The 18,013-nt window shown below is 52.2% G+C and carries 15 protein-coding genes; 10 read left to right on the top strand and 5 right to left on the bottom strand.

Features of this window, described 5'->3' with window-relative positions; all coding sequences use genetic code 11:
* The first annotated feature begins 33 nt into the window (after positions 1–33).
* The gene (locus KDC22_RS10480) at positions 34–615 is read left to right on the top strand and encodes an ATP-dependent Clp protease proteolytic subunit (RefSeq protein WP_211722973.1); all 582 of its coding nucleotides are present in this window, start codon (positions 34–36) and stop codon (positions 613–615) included.
* 19 nt (positions 616–634) lie between these two features.
* Positions 635–841: a hypothetical protein gene (locus KDC22_RS10485; RefSeq protein ID WP_173139063.1), complete on the top strand. Its 207-nt coding sequence runs from the start codon at positions 635–637 to the stop codon at positions 839–841.
* 113 nt (positions 842–954) lie between these two features.
* On the opposite strand, the gene KDC22_RS10490 is transcribed toward KDC22_RS10485, so the two are convergent.
* Positions 955–2,400 carry an MDR family MFS transporter gene (locus KDC22_RS10490; protein ID WP_211722974.1) on the bottom strand — a complete coding sequence of 482 codons (1,446 nt, stop codon included), beginning with the start codon at positions 2,398–2,400 and terminating at the stop codon, positions 955–957.
* 154 nt (positions 2,401–2,554) lie between these two features.
* Between KDC22_RS10490 and KDC22_RS10495 the strand changes: the two genes are divergently transcribed.
* On the top strand, positions 2,555–3,166 hold the full coding sequence (locus KDC22_RS10495; RefSeq protein WP_211722975.1) for a TetR/AcrR family transcriptional regulator: 612 nt from the start codon (positions 2,555–2,557) through the stop codon (positions 3,164–3,166).
* An 82-nt stretch (positions 3,167–3,248) separates the two neighbouring features.
* On the opposite strand, the gene KDC22_RS10500 is transcribed toward KDC22_RS10495, so the two are convergent.
* The gene (locus KDC22_RS10500) at positions 3,249–5,522 is read right to left on the bottom strand and encodes an ATP-binding cassette domain-containing protein (RefSeq protein ID WP_425517022.1); all 2,274 of its coding nucleotides are present in this window, start codon (positions 5,520–5,522) and stop codon (positions 3,249–3,251) included.
* A gap of 119 nt (positions 5,523–5,641) precedes the next feature.
* On the opposite strand from KDC22_RS10500, the gene KDC22_RS10505 reads away from it, so the two are divergent.
* Positions 5,642–6,547 carry a helix-turn-helix transcriptional regulator gene (locus KDC22_RS10505; protein WP_211722976.1) on the top strand — a complete coding sequence of 302 codons (906 nt, stop codon included), beginning with the start codon at positions 5,642–5,644 and terminating at the stop codon, positions 6,545–6,547.
* 97 nt (positions 6,548–6,644) lie between these two features.
* Here the strand turns inward: KDC22_RS10505 and KDC22_RS10510 are convergent, their stop codons facing one another.
* Positions 6,645–8,204, bottom strand: a complete 1,560-nt coding sequence (locus KDC22_RS10510; protein ID WP_211722977.1) for an IS1182 family transposase — start codon at positions 8,202–8,204, stop codon at positions 6,645–6,647.
* Between the two features lie 373 nt (positions 8,205–8,577).
* Positions 8,578–10,323, bottom strand: a complete 1,746-nt coding sequence (locus tag KDC22_RS10515; RefSeq protein WP_211722978.1) for an acyltransferase — start codon at positions 10,321–10,323, stop codon at positions 8,578–8,580.
* 86 nt (positions 10,324–10,409) lie between these two features.
* Between KDC22_RS10515 and KDC22_RS10520 the strand changes: the two genes are divergently transcribed.
* From KDC22_RS10520 to nspC, 3 genes are all read left to right on the top strand, one after another.
* Positions 10,410–11,318, top strand: coding sequence for a helix-turn-helix transcriptional regulator (locus KDC22_RS10520; protein WP_211722979.1), 909 nt, complete (start codon positions 10,410–10,412; stop codon positions 11,316–11,318).
* 517 nt (positions 11,319–11,835) lie between these two features.
* Complete coding sequence (locus tag KDC22_RS10525) at positions 11,836–13,035, top strand: saccharopine dehydrogenase family protein (protein ID WP_036702452.1); 1,200 nt, start codon at positions 11,836–11,838, stop codon at positions 13,033–13,035.
* 26 nt (positions 13,036–13,061) lie between these two features.
* Positions 13,062–14,198, top strand: coding sequence for a carboxynorspermidine decarboxylase (gene nspC / locus KDC22_RS10530; protein ID WP_211723986.1), 1,137 nt, complete (start codon positions 13,062–13,064; stop codon positions 14,196–14,198).
* Between the two features lie 59 nt (positions 14,199–14,257).
* Here nspC and KDC22_RS10535 read toward each other — a convergent pair whose 3' ends face one another.
* A complete protein-coding gene (locus tag KDC22_RS10535; RefSeq protein ID WP_211722980.1) occupies positions 14,258–15,793 on the bottom strand; it encodes a stalk domain-containing protein in 1,536 nt (511 codons plus the stop codon).
* A gap of 188 nt (positions 15,794–15,981) precedes the next feature.
* On the opposite strand from KDC22_RS10535, the gene KDC22_RS10540 reads away from it, so the two are divergent.
* The 3 genes from KDC22_RS10540 to KDC22_RS10550 are packed head-to-tail and all read left to right on the top strand — an operon-like array spanning position 15,982 to position 17,606.
* On the top strand, positions 15,982–16,605 hold the full coding sequence (locus KDC22_RS10540) for a deoxynucleoside kinase (protein ID WP_173139079.1): 624 nt from the start codon (positions 15,982–15,984) through the stop codon (positions 16,603–16,605).
* Positions 16,602–17,255, top strand: coding sequence for a deoxynucleoside kinase (locus tag KDC22_RS10545; RefSeq protein WP_173139081.1), 654 nt, complete (start codon positions 16,602–16,604; stop codon positions 17,253–17,255). The genes KDC22_RS10540 and KDC22_RS10545 overlap by 4 nt, the downstream gene beginning before the upstream one ends.
* Positions 17,256–17,276: 21 nt before the next feature.
* On the top strand, positions 17,277–17,606 hold the full coding sequence (locus KDC22_RS10550) for a hypothetical protein (RefSeq protein WP_211722981.1): 330 nt from the start codon (positions 17,277–17,279) through the stop codon (positions 17,604–17,606).
* Positions 17,607–18,013 lie beyond the last annotated feature (407 nt).

Consider the following 18,013-nt stretch of genomic DNA (forward strand, 5'->3'; position numbering starts at 1 on the left):
TTACAGGAGACAGATCCGAGGAGGCAGATCAGAATGAGTGTAATTCCATACGTAATTGAACAGACGGCCGGAGGGGAGAGGTCCTATGATATCTATTCACGGCTGCTGAAGGACCGGATTGTATTCGTGGGTGCGGCGATAGATGACGGGCTGGCCAACAGCATTATCGCCCAGTTGCTGTTCCTCGCGGCGGATGAGCCGGACAAGGATATTCAGATGTTCATTAACAGCCCGGGAGGTTCGACTACCGCAGGCTTTGGTATTTATGATACGATGCAGGTAATCAAACCTCAAGTCAACACGATCTGCACCGGTTTTGCGGCTTCGTTCGCATCGCTGCTGCTGCTCTCAGGCGCTACCGGCAAAAGATCCGCCCTGCCGAACAGCGAAATTATGATCCATCAGCCGCATGGCGGGGTGCAGGGGCAGGCCAGCGATATTGCCATCAGCGCCAGACGCATTCTCCAGATCCGGGAGAAAATCGTGCGGATTACAGCGGAGCGTACCGGACAGCCGGCGGAGAAGGTGGAGAAGGACATGGACCGGGATTATTTCATGTCGGCTGAGGAGGCACTGGAATACGGGATTATCGACACTATCATCACCCATTTGTAAAAGAAGGAGACGATCAGCTATGCTGGCAGCGCTTAAGGGACAGGAAGTCACGATTCATTTTCTGGATGGCACTACTGTAAGAGGAGGAATCCTGGAGGAGCTGGACGAGCGGTTCGTGAAATACAGTACGGAATATCAGACCCTCTACATTCCAATCACTTCGATCCGGGCGGTAGATGTGCAGACTAAGGAACGGGAACGTCCGCGTGTCGGCTTCGGGCAATAACCGTAGGTAATTCCCGTGACACGCAGCACATAAGCAGCCCCCGGTTCTCTGTCCTAAGAGATCCGGGGGCTGTTTGCATTTTGTTATTTTGGCCGACGTCCGAAGGTAGCTGTCTATCCTTTGGGAGTCATAGTGCTGCTATGGTGCGATGGTAGCATAAGTGCGGGAAGCAGTGCGATTACTGCAAAACCAATCGACCACCAGAAGGCAGTATCGTAGGCGCTGGCAACCGCCCCGGGATTATGGGCAGAAGGCCCGGACAGCTGATGCTGAATAACCGTTGCCAGTATCGCTGCCCCGAACGCGCCGCCGATGGTCTGGCAGATTTTCATCGAGATACTGGCATGGGGGATCTGGTCTTTGCGCAGCCCGATATATGCCGATACCATTACCGGAATCAGGAGTCCGTTCAGGGCGGCTCCCCGCACGACCAGCGCCACCGCGAGCAGGATCAGATTTGTATCCGTACCCGCGAAGGCAAAGGGAAGTGTCGCAGCAATCGTAACGAGCAAGCTGAGAATGACAATAATCCGCGAGCCGATGCGGTCAGACAGACTGCCGATCCAGCTTCGGGTCAGCAGCATACCGATTCCTTGGGGAATCAGCATCAGCCCGGTATACAATACACTTTCACCGCGTACCTGCTGATAGTATAATGGCAGGAGCAGCAGTGCTCCGTTCATGACCATGCCGGCCAGGAAGACCGTGAGATTCGATGCGGAGAAAATGCGCGATTGAAACAGGCGCAGATCCAGCAGCGGTTCAATGTGTGTCCGCAAAGCGTAGACGATGAATGCTGCCATGAGGATGAGGCCGATTGCGAGTGGAATGGCTACTTGGCTGCTAGTCAGCCCGGCGCCGGTACTGATCTGGGCGATGCCAAAGATGAGAATAGCAAATGCGGGGGACAACAGGAGTAGTCCGGTAAGGTCGAGAGACTGTTTGCGTGTGGAAGGCTCATCCGCCGGAATCCCCCGCCAGGCCAGCAGACCTGCGACCAGGGTAATCGGTATATTCACATAAAATATGAAGCGCCATCCCAAGCTGTCAAGAATAACTCCGCCAAGCACCGGCCCCAGAATCGGACCCAGCAGGGTAGGAATGCTGATGATGGAGATGATGCGTCCGATGTTGCGGCCGCCGGTATTCTGGACGAGCACAGTCTGCATCGTCGGGATTAATATTCCTGCGCCTATACCCTGCAAGAGACGGAAGCCGATCAGGCTGCCGGGGTTCCAGGATAAGGAGCAGAGGACGGAACCTGCCATGAATAAGGCGAGTGAGAACAGGTATACTTTTTTGCCGCCGAACCGGTTGACAGCCCAGCCGGACACAGGAATGGCCATACCCATGGTCAACACGTAGCCTGTAACCACCCACTGGATGACGGCAACGGAGCTATGCAGATCTGAAGTAAGCGTCTTGATGGCTACATTAATCATCGTGGAGTCAAATAACGGCGCGAGCGCACCGAATACCAGGATGAGGGCAACCTTGAGGATGGCCGGGTCAATTTTCTCCTTCCGGGCTTGTTTGGGCTTAACTGTAACGTCAGACATATGAATGCTCCTCTCTATACAATAAGGTACGGTACGTACCGTATCTTATGGACTTAAGATAAAGTAAAAGCATCCAGAATGCAACAAGATATTTCGCTGCCGTTTTTTTGCCATAGTATTTATATCCGGAAATATCCCGAAAGTAGGAATCGAAATGGACGAGATGAAGCATGACAATCAGCCCGCTGGCGGACGCCGCCGGGGAGAGGTGCTGGAACAAGCCATTCTGCTGGCTGCCTGGGAAGAGCTGGGTGAAGCCGGGTATGCCCGCCTGACCATGGAGGGAATCGCTATCCGCGCAAAAACCAATAAAACCGCACTCTACCGCCGTTGGCCGAATAAAGCGAAGATTGTGATCGCTGCAATTAAGCAGCATATGCCTAAACCTGATGTGACGGTCCCGGACTCAGGCGATCTGCGTACAGATCTGCTGCAGTTTTTTCAGGGGATCTTTAAGCCTTTCCAGAGTATCGGTGCGGAAACCATTCACGGGCTGATGGTGGAGCATCTCGGCAATGATCTTATTGCGAAGCTGCCGCAGATCATGCATCCTGAGGCCGGCAGCAAGCTGCATCCGGTGATGAAGACGATTCTGGAGAATGCGCAGAGACGGGGAGAGGTACGTCTGGACAAGATTGCCGCTCGGGTGATTTCGCTCCCCGCTGATCTGCTGCGCTACGAGCTGCTTACTACCCATGAACCGGTCTCCGAGGAGACGATCACCGGGATTATTGATGATATTTTTCTGCCCTTAGTGCTGGTCTGACTGATGCATGAAAAATAGCGGAACTGCCGATTATCCTGCAATCGACAAATACCGCTTAAGTCTACGCAATTAATATCGTTATTTAGGGCCTGGTTTCTGCCTTGCGCAAATACGCCCCCGTTATCGAATGCTCTGCAGCAGCAAGCTGGACCGGGGTGCCTTCGAATACAATTCGGCCACCCCGGTGGCCGCCCTCGGGACCCATATCAATGATCCAGTCTGCGCTTTTGATCACATCCAGGTTGTGTTCGATGACCACCACCGTGTTGCCCCCGTCCACCAAGCGGTTCATAATGTCCATCAGACGGGAGATATCGGACATATGTAGTCCGGTTGTCGGCTCGTCCATGACATAGAGGCTGCCTTCCTTGTGAAGCTCCCCGGCCAGTTTGATGCGTTGGCATTCCCCGCCCGACAAGGTGCTCAGGGGCTGGCCCAGCGTTACGTATCCGAGTCCTACATCCTCAAGCGTTTGCATTTGACGGAGCAGTTCCTTATTCCTGAAGAACGCCGAAGCTTCCCGTACCGTCATAGCGAGGACGTCGCTAATAGATTTTCCGTTCAGTGTATACTGCAGCACTTCATCGCTGAACCGCTTGCCTGCGCATATTTCACATGTCGTCCTAACCGGCTCGAGAAAGGCCAAATCCGTGTAGATCATCCCAAGACCCTGACAGTTCGAACAGGCTCCCTTGGAGTTGAAGCTGAACAGGGAAGCGCTCACCTTGTTGGCTGCTGCGAACAGCCGGCGGATCTCGTTCATCATCCCCGTGTAGGTAGCCGGATTGGAGCGGATTGATGTGCCTACGGCCGTCTGATCAATGACAATCGCTTGCGGATGCGACGGCAGAAATGCTCTGTTAATCAGCGTGCTTTTGCCTGAGCCGGCTACTCCCGTTACCACGGTCAGCACACCGACGGGTATATCGACTGTCACATCCTTCAAATTGTGCAGACTGACGCCGGTTGCGGTCATCCGGCCCTTGGGCACCCTAGTTGAAGTTTTCAAGGGCAGACTTTGCTTCAGATACTGTCCAGTCAAGGTATCTGCGCAGAGCAAGCCCGCAAAGTCCCCTTCATAGACGATTTCTCCGCCGCGGGTTCCCGCATGAGGTCCGACATCTATGATGTAATCGGCGATCTCTATGACTTCACGGTCATGTTCGACGACAAGTACGGTATTCCCTTTGTCCCGGAGCCGGCACAGCATGCCGTTCAGACGATGGACATCCCGTGGATGCAGTCCGACGCTCGGTTCATCGAAAATGTAGATCATGTCGGTAAGACTACTGCTCAGATGCCGGACCATCTTGATGCGTTGCGACTCTCCACCCGACAAGGTGGCAGTTTGACGGTCCAGACTCAGATACTCCAGCCCAATAGATACCAGATGGTTCAACCGGATTAGAAGCCCGTCAATCATCGGACCGGCAACAGGAATCCGAATGGCTTCAATCATTTCTATTAGCCCGCCAATCTCCATCGCTGCGCACTCTGCAATGTTATATCCATTAATCCGGCAGTTCAAGGCCTCTTGATTAAGCCGGCTTCCCCCGCAAAGGTTACACTCGCTGTAGGATAGAAAGCGGTCAAGGGTTTCGCGTTTGCTGTCTGACATCTCGCTGTTGTCCCGCTTTAAATACAGGCGGGTGAGCTTGGGCAGCAGACCTTCATAATCCGATTCGATATCGCCGCCTTTGGTATGGTATACGATCTTGCTTGCTTTGCCGTGGAGGAGGGTAAGCCATTCTGACTGCGTATAGTCGGCAAGCCGCCTGTCGTTGTCAAACAAGCCGGAATGAGTATACGTATTCAAATACCAGCTTCCCACTTTAAATACGGGGAACAGGATTGCGCCTTCATTCAACGACTTGGACCTGTCAAACAGCTTCTCCACATCGAACTGCACTACCTCTCCGACACCGGAGCATTCCGGACACATGCCGGCCGGGTCGTTAAATGAGAAAACATTCGAATAGCCGGCAAACGGTTTGCCAATCCTGGAGAACAACAGCCGGAGCATCGCATAAATATCCGTGATCGTTCCGACCGTCGAACGGGAGTTGCCTCCGAGTCTTTTCTGATCAATCACAACCGCCGTAGACAGATTCTCGATAAGATCGGTATCCGGCTGGTTGAATCGGGGTAGACGGTTTCGGATGAATGCGGTAAAAGTCTCATTAAGCTGTCTCTGGGCTTCGGCGCCGATGGTGTCGAAAACCAAGGAAGATTTTCCTGACCCCGAGACACCTGTGAAGACTGTGATTTTCCGCTTCGGAATACGGACATTCACGTTTTTCAGGTTATTCTCGCGTGCTCCTTGGATTATGATGTTATCGACGTTAATAGAATCCACCTCCGATTTATATTTTATTATCCAAATGATAGATTAGTTGCTAACGCCCTAATGGCTCCCTTCTAATCTGTATGTTACAATACAACTACGTCAAAAACTGTCGTAATTGGAGGGCATTTATGAACGAGCGGAGATTAACCATGATGCGGATCATCGACTCCCGAAAGAAGTTTACGGCCCGTGAGCTGGCAGAACGCTTTAACGTATCGGTTCGGACCATCCAGCGCGACCTGGATTACCTGCAGCAAATCGGTTTTCCGCTATACAGCAAGCAAGGAGCTCATGGCGGATACCGGGCGCTGGAGAACCGTATTTTGCCTCCGTTGCAGTTAACCCGCAGCGAGGCGCTCGGCTTGTTTCTGATGCTTGAAATACTGGAGAGGGTGCCCGACTTCCCGTTTGATGCGATTCGCTCCCACCTGTCCGTGCAATATTACGGGAGCTTGCCTTCTGATGTGCAGACGAACATTGATGAGATGCGCAGCCACATTTCCTTCCGCATGATTCAACTATCTGAGCCTGCACCCTGGACGACGGAAATTTTGGAGGCAGCGATTACCAAGCAGGAAATCCGGATCGTCTATAGGGCCTCCACAGGGGAAAAGGAGCACATATTGTATCCCTTCGGCTTATATTTCGAAAACGGATATTGGTACATGCCAGCTCGTAACGGGGATAAGGTGCTCCTCTTCCGGGTGGACCGGATTCAAAACGTGGAGAGGACTGGCCCGGTTGATCCCGAAGTTCCTTCCCTCACCGAATGGATGCAAACTCCCGAGAACCGTGAGACAGCCGAGGTGTTGCTTCGGTTTTCCCCTTTTGGGGCGCGCCTCGCCAAAGACACCCCCTTTTTTAATACGGTTACGGACGGTCATTGGAGCGGTCCGGTTCCGCTAGAAGAGTTCCCATTTACGGCCCGGATGCTTATCCGCTTCGGCCCCGATGTACGGGTGCTATCCCCACCCCGGCTGAGAGATATGGTGCTCCAGCTTCTGCGGGACAGCATGGATCAGTACAAGGAATAAGCAAAAGGGGCTGTCCCAAAAGTAGATTTTCTACGGCGGAAGACCGTTCTCTTCATTCTTAATGCTACAAAAAGTGAGCAGAGCAGCGATTCTCCCGTTATTGGAGGATCGCTGCTCTGCGTTTTTGGTCATTGGCGGCTTGCTTCAGCAGATTATGAGCAAGGGAAAGCCATCCGACCTCAAGCGTCACTTTCTCCACGCCGCGAAGCAGAAATCGCCGGAACCCCCGGTTGTTCTTCAGTTGTCCGAATACACTTTCCGGCTCCGTCATTCGGCGTACCGCTAAGGCGTAGCCCTCTTCACTCCGTAGAATTTCCCGTGCCTGGTTCTGGTATCGCAGCCGTTCCAGACTGACGACCACCTCCCGATTTCCTGCCGCTTTCGTACAGCGCTCCTTTAGAGGGCAGCCTTCACAGGAGCTGCTTCGGTAATGCCGTCTGCGAATTTCATAGCCGCTTTCTAGGGTCTCCTTGCTTTCCCTGTGGAAATGCAGCCTGTTCCCAGCTGGGCACGTCCAGTGATCCTCAGCTGTATCGTATGTCCAGTTTTCGATTTTACCAACATTTTCTTTCCAGGCTTTAGTCTTTTCCTTGTGGTAGCTGCTGTACTTCACCACCGCCTGTATCTCTTTCTTTTCCAGATAGGCGTAGTTTTCTTCGCTGCCGTAGCCTGCATCCGCAATGACTGTCTTTGGCCATTTTCCTAGGATCTGCTGGGCTTTTTCCAGATGCGGCTCTAAACAGCGGGTGTCGGTTGGTCTTTGATGTATACTGTAGGTTAAAATAAATTGGTTTTCGGTCCCGATTTGCATATTGTATCCCGGTTTCAGTTGGCCATTTCGCATGTGATCTTCTTTCATCCGCATAAACGTTGCCTCTGGATCGGTCTTGCTAAAACTGTTCCGGTCCCCAAGCAGCTTTTGATATTGTTCGTACTTCTGCAGTCGGGGGAGCAAATCCTTACGCAACTTCCGAACGGCTTTTTTCAGGGGCTTGTCTTTGGGTTTTTCGAGCAGTTGTGACTCCAGCGCCTGAGTCATTTGTTCGAGTTTCTCACTGCTGATCTCAGCGGACTCGCCAAGTTCGCTTAGGTCCTGGCCGCGGTGTTCCTGTTCTTCTTGTTTCTCTGCAGCCTCAATGCCCTCAAACAAAGTCTGTACCTTTTCTTGCAGCTTGGACTTATGTTTACTAACGGCTTTGCCCCATACGAAGGTATAGCGATTGGCGTTGGCCTCAATCTTGGTTCCGTCCACAAAGTAATGCTCCAGAGAAATGTATTTTTCGTCAGCCAAAAACTGAAGCACGGCGGTAAATACCGTTTCAAGGACATTCTTCATCCGCTGGGAACGGAAGCGATTCAGCGTACGAAAGTCAGGTCGCTGCCGTCCGGCTAGCCACATGAAGGGGATGCTCTCACGCACCGCTTTGGCGATTTGACGGGAGGAATAGATGCGTTGGGTGTAGGCGTAGATCATGACTTTAGTAAGCATTTTGGGATGGTAGCTGTCGCGGCCGCCGCCAGGATAAGCAGCGTCAAAGATGGAGTCGTCCAGCCGATTCACAGCGGTGTTAACGACACGAGCGAGGTGGTTCGAAGGAATATCTTCTTCGAGATCCATTGGCAAGCAAAGTTGGTCCATGGTATATTGAATGTACAAAGAAACCCCTCCTTTGAAATGGTTGTGTGGTAACTCCATTTTAACAAAAGAGAGGTTTCTTTTTTTGAGTTTTTATAAATATTGTCGTCCATTTTCCGCTTAAACAGCGGAGAGAACGGAACGATTGTGGAAAAGCGGCAGCGGTCGCCTTGGTCTCCGGATTTTCACCGCTAAGGGGAATGAAAAAAATCTGGAGAGCACAGCGATTGGAACAACGGTCCGTTCGCGCAGCGTCCACCCAAGTGCTCACGTTGATCTTACTCCAAAACAAAGGGCCGTCCCAAGCAGCCATTTCATGGCTTTTGGGACAGCTGCTTTTACATGCTTTGAGGGAAAATCACACTTTTCTTATGAAAAAGTATCAGTAGGTGTGTTACTGCGCAGATAACAGGAAGGCGGGCTCCAGACGGTGAACTCCCTTAGGAGAGTAACCCAGCGCTGAACTTACACCGCACAGATCAGCCAGCAGATAGAGGATGCTCAGCCACATCTCGGTTCCTTGCAGTCCGGTGTCCTGCTGCTGCGATAGCTGGAAGGCGAAGCCGCGATCCGGCACCCAGTATCCCAGCACCTCGCCCAGCATGTTCTCCGCCCAGGCGCGGATCTCCTCCTGCCGGTAACCAGTCTGCTTCAGGCACAGCCAGAGCGGATGGACAACATCCAGCACGTTGCAGGCATTGAGTACTTCTGCGCGGAAGAACCGGCGGTCCCTGCTGTGGGCCAGTACGGTATCTATGCTGCGCTCCGGGTACGGCAGCGGGAGGCCGAACTGGGCGTAGGTTGCACGGGTCAGCCGGTAGAAGCCGTTCACCGGCTGGAGCCAGCCTTCCTCCATTGTGGGCAGGCCCCACAAGCCGGAGTCTGTGCGGCAGTGAGTCGCCAGCCAGCCGAACAGATCATCGGGACGCTTGCGGGAGCCAAAGGTCTTCAGGTTGTGATACAGGCCCGTGGCGTAGCAGTCAATCCAGTCTCCCCCGCCCCAGGCATTCTTCTCCCATGGCAGATCATTAAGCTGCTGATAGAGCTTGGGGGTATCCATATTCTCGACAACCGCAACGGGGAAGGGCAGAGCAGAATCCAGCACCTCAAGCGCATAACCTACAGCGAGCAGATGATAACGCGAGAGATGGTCGGTTAACAGCTCCGGCCGGTCTTCCGGTCCGGGCGGCGACCACGGGTCGGGCAGCAGCCCTGTCCCGGCATCCTGGAATCCCTGCAAGGTAGTGACCAATTCGGCCTGCGTCCAGCCCGGCGGCAGGCTGCCGAACATCGCTGCAATCTCCACCGCATCACAGTAAGCACGGCCGGTCCGCTTATATCCCGGCCGGTCCCTGAACAGCTTCTCCCCCTCCGTATTTTCGGAGTAGTACTCCAGCAGGGGAACAAGCTGCTCCTGGACCTGTCTGCCGAAATCCGCGAGCTGTAGCCCGAGCCTGCTGGAAGCCGGGGCCGCGCCAGCAACCTGCTGTGCTCCTCCCCCATGATCCTCCGTTGTCATCGCTGAATCCTCCTTAGCTTCCATAATCTCCGCCGTTGCTGCTGCATCCCCGGCCAGCCGGGTGCGGATTACCCTTGCGGGGTTGCCGCCAACTATGCTGTAAGGCGGCACCTCTTTGGTAACTATGGCACCGGCAGCAATAATACTGTGCGAACCGATCCGCACCCCGTCCAGAATAACAGCATTGGCCCCAATCCATACATCGTCCCCGATGATAATCCCTTTGACCGTACAGGGCTGGCGGAAGACCGGGATATCCGCCGAAGCGAAGCCGTGGTTGAAGCCATACATACTGGCATGGGAAGCAATCCTGACCCCGTCGCCCATGGTAATATCGCCTGACAATACACTGTAGCTGTTGAGGGAGCAGTCGCTGCCCATGATCAGCCGGGCGCTGCGGACAACCGCTCCCCCGGCAATATAACTCCGGTCGCCCATCTGAAGCTTATCCGGCAAGACAACCGCCTGCGGCGAGACGTAACAGGACTCCCCGAAGGTGCAGGGGTATTCCGCAGCAAGCTGCTGCTGGTACTGGATTTGCTCCGGGCGCTCCTGTGCCGACGGGCCGATCCAGGGCATATAATCCAGCGCCTTCCGTGAGGCGGGTAAGGGTTCATACATCTGATTCTCTCCTTCATTATTGAGGTCGTTGATTCCCTAAGTGTAGCAGCCTTGGGAGGGCGGAAACATGGCATAAAGACCATGACTTGCTTGTCAAAAACGCTTCCGTCTTCTATGCTAATTCCAAGAATGACAGTCCGAACGGAAGGGGGGAGCCGGAGGTGGAGAAGGTTCTGCAGAACCTGGCTATAGATATTCACTGGATTCACGATAAAATCACCTTCCCGCACTGGAGTGACATCCGCCAGAATATGAACGTGCACAGCTTGTACTGGATTCAGGAGGGGGAGGGTGTCTTTCGTACGGACGATGAGCACCCGGTCTCGCCGGGTATGCTGTTCTATCTGCGGCCGGGGCTGTCCATGGAGATGAAGAGCGGAAGTGCACAGCCACTGCGGATCACGATGATCCTGCTCTCGCTCTATACCTTATCGCCTTCTGCGGATAACCGGGGCAGGGTAGAGCCGCTGGAGGTGCTGCCGCTGCCCTTCCTGGTGAAGCCGGGGAAGGAGCAGGGCAAACAGCTAAGCCTGTTGTTCCACCGGATTGCTGCCGACTGGGTCCCCGCAAGCACGGGAAGCCAGCTCATGACGCAATCGCTGCTCTATCAGCTCCTGAACGAATTGCTTCAGGCCGAGGCTCATGCCCACCCTGACCGGGGGCAGGGGTACGAGCTGTTTTTACGGATCAAGGATGATCTGGAACGGCGCTATAGTGACCCCTTGCATATTCATGATCTGGCGGTGCGCTACGGGATATCCTCCTCGTATTTACGCAGTCTTTTTCAGCAATATCTGCACCAGAGTCCCAAGGGTTATCTAAGTGAAATCCGTTATGAGCACGCGAAGAAGCTGCTGCTGTACACCAGGTTGACCTTGAAGGAGATATCGGCCGCCTGCGGGTACAGCGATGAATTTCATTTCAGCAAAGCCTTCAAGCAGCTCAGCGGACAGCCGCCGTCTGTGATCCGCACCCGAAGTGACGGGCAGGGCTAAGAATGTTCTGATCCGGGGGCCGGACAGGTATGGGATAGACCATGTTACACATACTAACCGGATGGAATGGAATGGGAGAGACCTGATGTAACATTGCGCTGAGCAGTTAGCGGGAGTGAAAAACGGGTAAATAACTATAATGTGCCGCAGGTTGCCCTTTGGTGTGATGGTCCGCTTAAATTTGAAATAAAAATGTTGAAGAACTCCGCCACTGTGATATAATTATCCGGTTGGTCTTATGGACTAAGAAGTGAACAAGGCTGCAAGTGATGTCAGGTTATATGAATGTCAAAATCGCAGCAAAACGAAGGATTTCAGTGTAATGAAGTGAATTCAAGAGTATTAATGGAGAAAACCGCAGATTTTACACGGAACAACTCATTTTTTGTCGGATTTTATTGATTTATTGAGAAAGTTTCTGTATAATCAGCGTTGTTGATTTTTCATAGGATGTAGCCTGTTCCAGAGCAGCAAGGCTAATAACTAATAACTTAAGCAAAATTAGGGGGTTATTAATTTGGGAAAAGCGTTAATTATTGGCGCTGGCGGTGTAGCGAGCGTTGTTGTTCATAAATGCTGCCAGAACCCGGATGTATTCGAAGAGATCTGCATTGCCAGCCGTACGGTGTCGAAATGCGATGCGCTCAAGGAGAAGCTGGACGGGGGCCTGACGAAGATTTCTACGGCCAAGCTGGATGCTGACAACACGGAAGAAGTCATTGAGCTGATCAAGAGCTTCCAGCCGGATGTCGTGATTAATGTGGCTCTCCCTTACCAGGATCTGACGATCATGGATGCCTGCCTGGCTACCGGAGTGCATTATGTAGATACAGCCAACTACGAACCGCAAGATACAGCGAAGTTTGAATATTCCTGGCAGTGGGCGTACAAGGAGCGGTTCGAGAAGGCCGGAATTACGGCGCTGCTCGGCAGCGGTTTTGACCCTGGCGTAACCGGCGTATTCACGGCTTATGCGCAGAAGCATTATTTTGACGAGATTCATACGATTGATATTGTGGATGCGAACGCGGGCGACCATGGTTATCCGTTTGCCACCAACTTCAATCCTGAGATTAATATCCGCGAGATTACTGCGAACGGACGTTACTTCGAGAACGGCGAGTGGATTGAGACAGCGCCGCTGTCTGAGAAGAAGGTATACGATCTCCCGGAGATCGGTCCGAAGGATATCTACCTGCTGTACCATGAAGAGCTGGAATCCCTGGCTGTGAATATCCCTGGCGTGAAGAAAATCCGCTTCTGGATGACTTTCTCGCAGAACTATCTGACGCACCTGAAGGTGCTTGAGAATGTCGGCATGACTTCGATTGAGCCGATTAATTATGAAGGTAAAGAGATTATTCCGTTGCAGTTCCTGAAGGCCATTCTGCCTGACCCGGCTTCCCTGGGACCAAGAACCAAAGGTAAAACGAACATCGGCTGTATCATTCAAGGTACCAAAGACGGCCAGCCTAAAACCTATTATGTCTATAATGTCTGCGATCATGAAGAGTGCTATAGAGAGGTTGGCTCCCAGGCCATTTCCTACACTACCGGCGTTCCTGCGATGATCGGGGCGATGATGATTATCAAAGGCATCTGGAACAAGCCGGGCGTACACAATATCGAAGAGTTCGACCCAGATCCATTCATGGATGCACTTAACAAACACGGTCTGCCTTGGCAAGAAGATTTCTCGCCGACGCTGCTGGATTAAGGCGCATGACCATGAAGAACAAGGACATCGATATTGATATCAGCACACTGCCGTCACCTGCCTATCTGGTGGACGAGCGTCTGCTGACGAAGAACCTGGAGACGCTCAATTACGTGCAGGAGAGAAGCGGAGCGAAGATTCTTCTCGCGCAAAAAGGCTTCTCCATGCACTCCATGTACCCGCTTGTAGGCAAATACCTGCATGGCGTAACCTCCAGCTCCCTGTTCGAAGCCCGCCTGGGCTTCGAGGAGATGGGCAAAGAGGTCCATGTCTATGCACCGGCTTATGTGGACCGCGAGTTCGATGAGCTGCTTCGCTACAGCGACCACATGGTATTCAACTCGTTCGATCAGTGGAGCCGGTTCAAAGAGCGGGTGCAGAACGCACCGAAGAAGATCAGCTGCGGCATTCGCGTCAATCCGGAATATTCCGAGATTGAAGTGCCGCTGTATGACCCTTGCTACAACTTCTCCCGTATGGGCGTAACCCTGCCGAACTTCCGGCCGGATGAGCTGGACGGCATTGACGGGCTGCATTTCCATACGATGTGCGAGCAGAACTCGGACACGCTGGAGCGTACGCTTAAGGTGGTAGAAGAGAAGTTCGGCCCGTATCTGCACGGGATGAAATGGCTGAACTTCGGCGGCGGTCACCACATTACCCGTCCTGATTATGATCTGGAGACACTGATCAAGTGTATTCTGCATATGAAGGAAACCTACAATGTGGAGATCTATCTGGAGCCAGGAGAGGCAATTGCCCTCAATACCGGTTATCTGGTAGCCACTGTACTGGACACGATGCATAATGGTATGGATATTGCGATTCTCGATACCTCCGCGGAATGCCATATGCCGGATGTGCTGGCGATGCCTTACCGTCCGGGCATTATCGGTGCCGGAATGCCGGGCGAATTCGCGCATACGTTCAGACTTGGCGGCATGACCTGCCTGGCAGGGGATGTCATCGGTGATTATTCCTTCCCGGAGCCGCTCAAATACGGCGACAAGCTGATCTTCACCGACATGGCGCATTACTCCATGGTGAAGAACCACATGTTCAACGGCGTGAACCTGCCCGCTATTGCTTCTTATAATGAAGAAGAAGGCATCAAGGTGATCCGCGAGTTTGAATACAGTGACTTTAGCGGCCGGTTGTCATAAAATATAGAAGCGCCCCTTCAGCTTTGGCTGAGGGGGCGCTTTTTGGTGTGGACAGCACCTTATTTCATACTAATCGCAATTCTGCCCTCCTGCGGCAGCCAGTCTACCTTCGCCCCAAGCTGTTCGCTGATGAAGCGCAGCGGCAGGTAGACCGTACCGTTAACTACAAACGGTGGCGTGGGTAGAGGGATACTTTTACCATTCACGGTTGTCGCTCCGGTCACGGTGTTGATGACGATGGATAATGGAGATTTGTCAGCAGCGGTGCCGGTAATGGTGACTACCTTGTCCATGGAATATCCGACAGTCGCGCCCATCTTGCTGAACAGCGAACGCAGCGGAATGAAGTTCAGGCTGCTCCGGGTGATGACACCGTTCGTGAAGGCAATGGATTCGCCGTTCAGGGTGACGGAGATTGGCTTCTGCATCGGGACAGGCTCTTTATAGCTGAATTCATAGGTACCGTATCCGAGCTCCGCGTCTTTGTTCACGCCCCAGCCCCAGAGAGTGCCGTCCTGCTTCTGCATAATGATGTGTCTTCCGCCGCCCTGCATCGACTGGATACCCGAAGCAAGCAGGGTGAACTTTGCATTCGGGGACATGTCGGTGGTATCAATGGAAGCAGCATAGACCTTGCCGTCTGAAGTCAGTGCCACAATAGAGTGTTCAACAATGTAGGCGTCAGTCACCTTGCTGATTCCCGAGAAGACAATCGGAACAGGTTGATCCTTATACGTCGTTCCATCGGAATATCCGGTGATCGTGGAGCCCCAGAACCATAGACGTGATTTCCCGTCAACCGCGAGCCGGGTACGCCCGTTGTTGTACAGAGCCCGAATATCTTTTAAGCCGGAGAATGGAGTTGCAGTTATCTGGGCCGGGTCACTATAGGTCTTAGGTTCATAACTATCCTGGTCCGTCCAGGTCCAGACGCTGCCATCCTTGCTGAGCGCATAATTCTGTTCGAGCTGGACAATATCCTTCAGATTGGCAACTGGTTTGAAGGTGGCAAGTTCGTCAATACTGGTCCAGACCGTACCGTCCGTCTTCAGGAACAGATAACGCTGCCAGTCGCTAAACTTATTGTTAAGCTTGTTGCTCTCGGAATATTGCGAGACAGCAGCAACATGATCCAGGCCCGGAACAGGCGCAAACGGAGGAGTCGTATTGTCGTCAGTTGACGTAACTGAAGTATATACCGTACCTTCTCCAGTGACTGCTAAATGACGCGGGTATACATTTTGGAAATCGGTCAACTTCTTCAATTCCGGCACAGGCGTAACTTCGATGGCCATAGTCCGGGCGTTAGTCTCCCATTTCCAGACAGAGCCATCCCTCCCGGTAACAAGTGCCCCGTTGTTCCATAGCGGGTAAGAAGCTTGTATTTCACTTACGCCATGTACCTGTGTAGGGACGGACTTCGTGCCACCCCAGACCCATAAGGAACCATCCTCCTTAATTAGATGATTGGGTCCATAAGAAGAGATGCCGGAAGCACCTGTACTTGCTGCTGTTGCAGCCTCGGGAGTCCCAAGAGTCAGACACGCCGTCAAACCCATGGCCATACTTAATAGCAGATTTCTTTTTTTCATCATGACATCCTCTACTCTCCATAGAATATTACTGAAATGGGTAAATATAAGAATATATTTCCTATCCTATAGACGCTGCATGGGCGCGAAAAGTTTCTTTGAAAATAGCAGTTCATAGCAGGCGCTCCTGTGTTACAATAATTTAGTCTGTTTTTTGGAATTGTCCGTATTTGAGGAGGAAACAAGCGTTAATGACACATGCACCCTTTATAGCCGTGGAAGGCCCGATTGGAGCCGGTAAAACCACACTCGCCACCATGCTCGCCCATGCAATGCAGCTTCCGGTGATCAAAGAGATTGTCGATGAGAATCCGTTTCTTGACAAGTTCTATCAGAATATGGACGACTGGAGCTTCCAGCTGGAGATGTTTTTCCTCTGCAACCGGTTCAAGCAGCTTGAGGATACTACCACGCAGTACATAGATCAAGGAAAGCCGGTAATTTCGGATTATCATATCTATAAGAACCTGATCTTCGGGGAACGGACGCTGAAGGGATCGAAACGGGACAAATACCGGGAGATCTATCATATTCTGACCGATGATTTCCCGAAGCCCAATATCATTCTCTATATCCGGGCCGATCTGGATACGCTGCTGGCCAGGATTGCCAAGCGTGCCCGTACGTTCGAAGAGATCATTGCGCCAGCCTATCTGCAGCAGTTAATTGAGGATTATGACGAGGCGATGGCCTCACTGGCCCGCCGTGAACCGTCCACTGTAATTATTACCATCGACGGCAACCAGGTGGATTTCGTGGAGAACCCGGAAGATTTCGCCGCCATCGCTGAACAAGTAAAGGAGCTTATGAAATGAACAGTTACAACATCCCGGACAATGCCATTATCACGGTAGCCGGAACCGTAGGTGTCGGCAAATCGACGCTGACCGCAGCACTGGCGCAGCGCCTGAATTTCCAGACGTCACTTGAGCAGGTGGATCATAATCCGTACCTGGAGAAGTTCTATCATGATTTCGAGCGGTGGAGCTTCCACCTGCAGATCTATTTCCTCGCGGAACGCTTCAAGGAGCAGAAGAAGATGTTTGAGCTGGGCGGCGGGTTCGTGCAGGACCGTTCGATCTATGAGGACACCGGGATTTTCGCCAAAATGCACGCCGATCAGGGAACCATGTCGAAGACCGATTATGCAACCTACACCAGCCTGTACGAAGCCATGGTCATGACGCCATATTTTCCGCACCCGGATGTGCTGATCTATATTGAAGGCAGTCTGCCTTCCATCCTGACCCGGATCAATGAGCGCGGACGCGAGATGGAAATCCAGACCGACGTCTCCTACTGGGAGCATATGCACGGCCGCTATTCGCAGTGGATCAACGAATTCAGCGCCTGCCCGGTGCTGCGGCTGAATATTGATGAGTATGATGTGAAGGACCCGGCTTCGGTGTCCGCCATTCTGGAGCAGGTAGGCGCGGTGATTGGCCGGGCTGCGGTGGGGAAGTAAGAGGTTTGGTTAGAAGAGGGTATGAGATATAGTGATGTGAAGAAGCGGCACCAGTTCAACTGGGAGCTGCTTTTTTTTAATACAATTAATTTTGGATATCCAAAACCTCTCTTTAATGTTTTATCAGATTTAACCGCAACTGAGCCATTCTCAGTGCGGTTTTTTTGTTGTAGAGGAAATTATATTATCCGTCTGTTGTGGATAAGAAGCGTGGGCAAAATGCATGCGAAAACAAACATGTCTTTCAAGGCACAACTCCAGCATGAAATGAGCAGCGCGCCTAAAAAAGAACGTCGTCTGTTCATCTATTTAACAAATTTCAACGGAAAACCGAACACAATTAGACTGTGAGCACCACGTAAGCCGAATGTAATCGGAAAACCGAACACAATTGGACTGGGAGCGCCGCGTAGGCCGAATGTAATCGAAAAACCGAACACAATGTACAGGTGCGACTACGCATGTGCCGGATTCCCGGCATTGGGCAGAGGGATAAGAGAGGTAGCCATACGAGTTGTGTGGACCTCTGAGGTTCTTACATTATCCACTCGCAGAGTGTTTTTTTTGTGTTTTCAGACATTTTTTTTAGATAATCAGGACTAATTTTCATTTTCCGAGTGTATTAACCCTATTTAGGGCGGTTTGAAACAGATTTTGTCGAGATTTGTTAAGAGTTTGTTTAGAGCTGCCTGATAGAATAAACGCAGATATGAAAAAATAGGTAGTTTATGACCAGTATTTTTTGTCCACGGGAGGGC

The sequence above is a fragment of the Paenibacillus tritici genome (genome assembly GCF_018207515.1).
In the GTDB taxonomy this organism is placed as follows: domain Bacteria; phylum Bacillota; class Bacilli; order Paenibacillales; family Paenibacillaceae; genus Paenibacillus_AQ; species Paenibacillus_AQ tritici.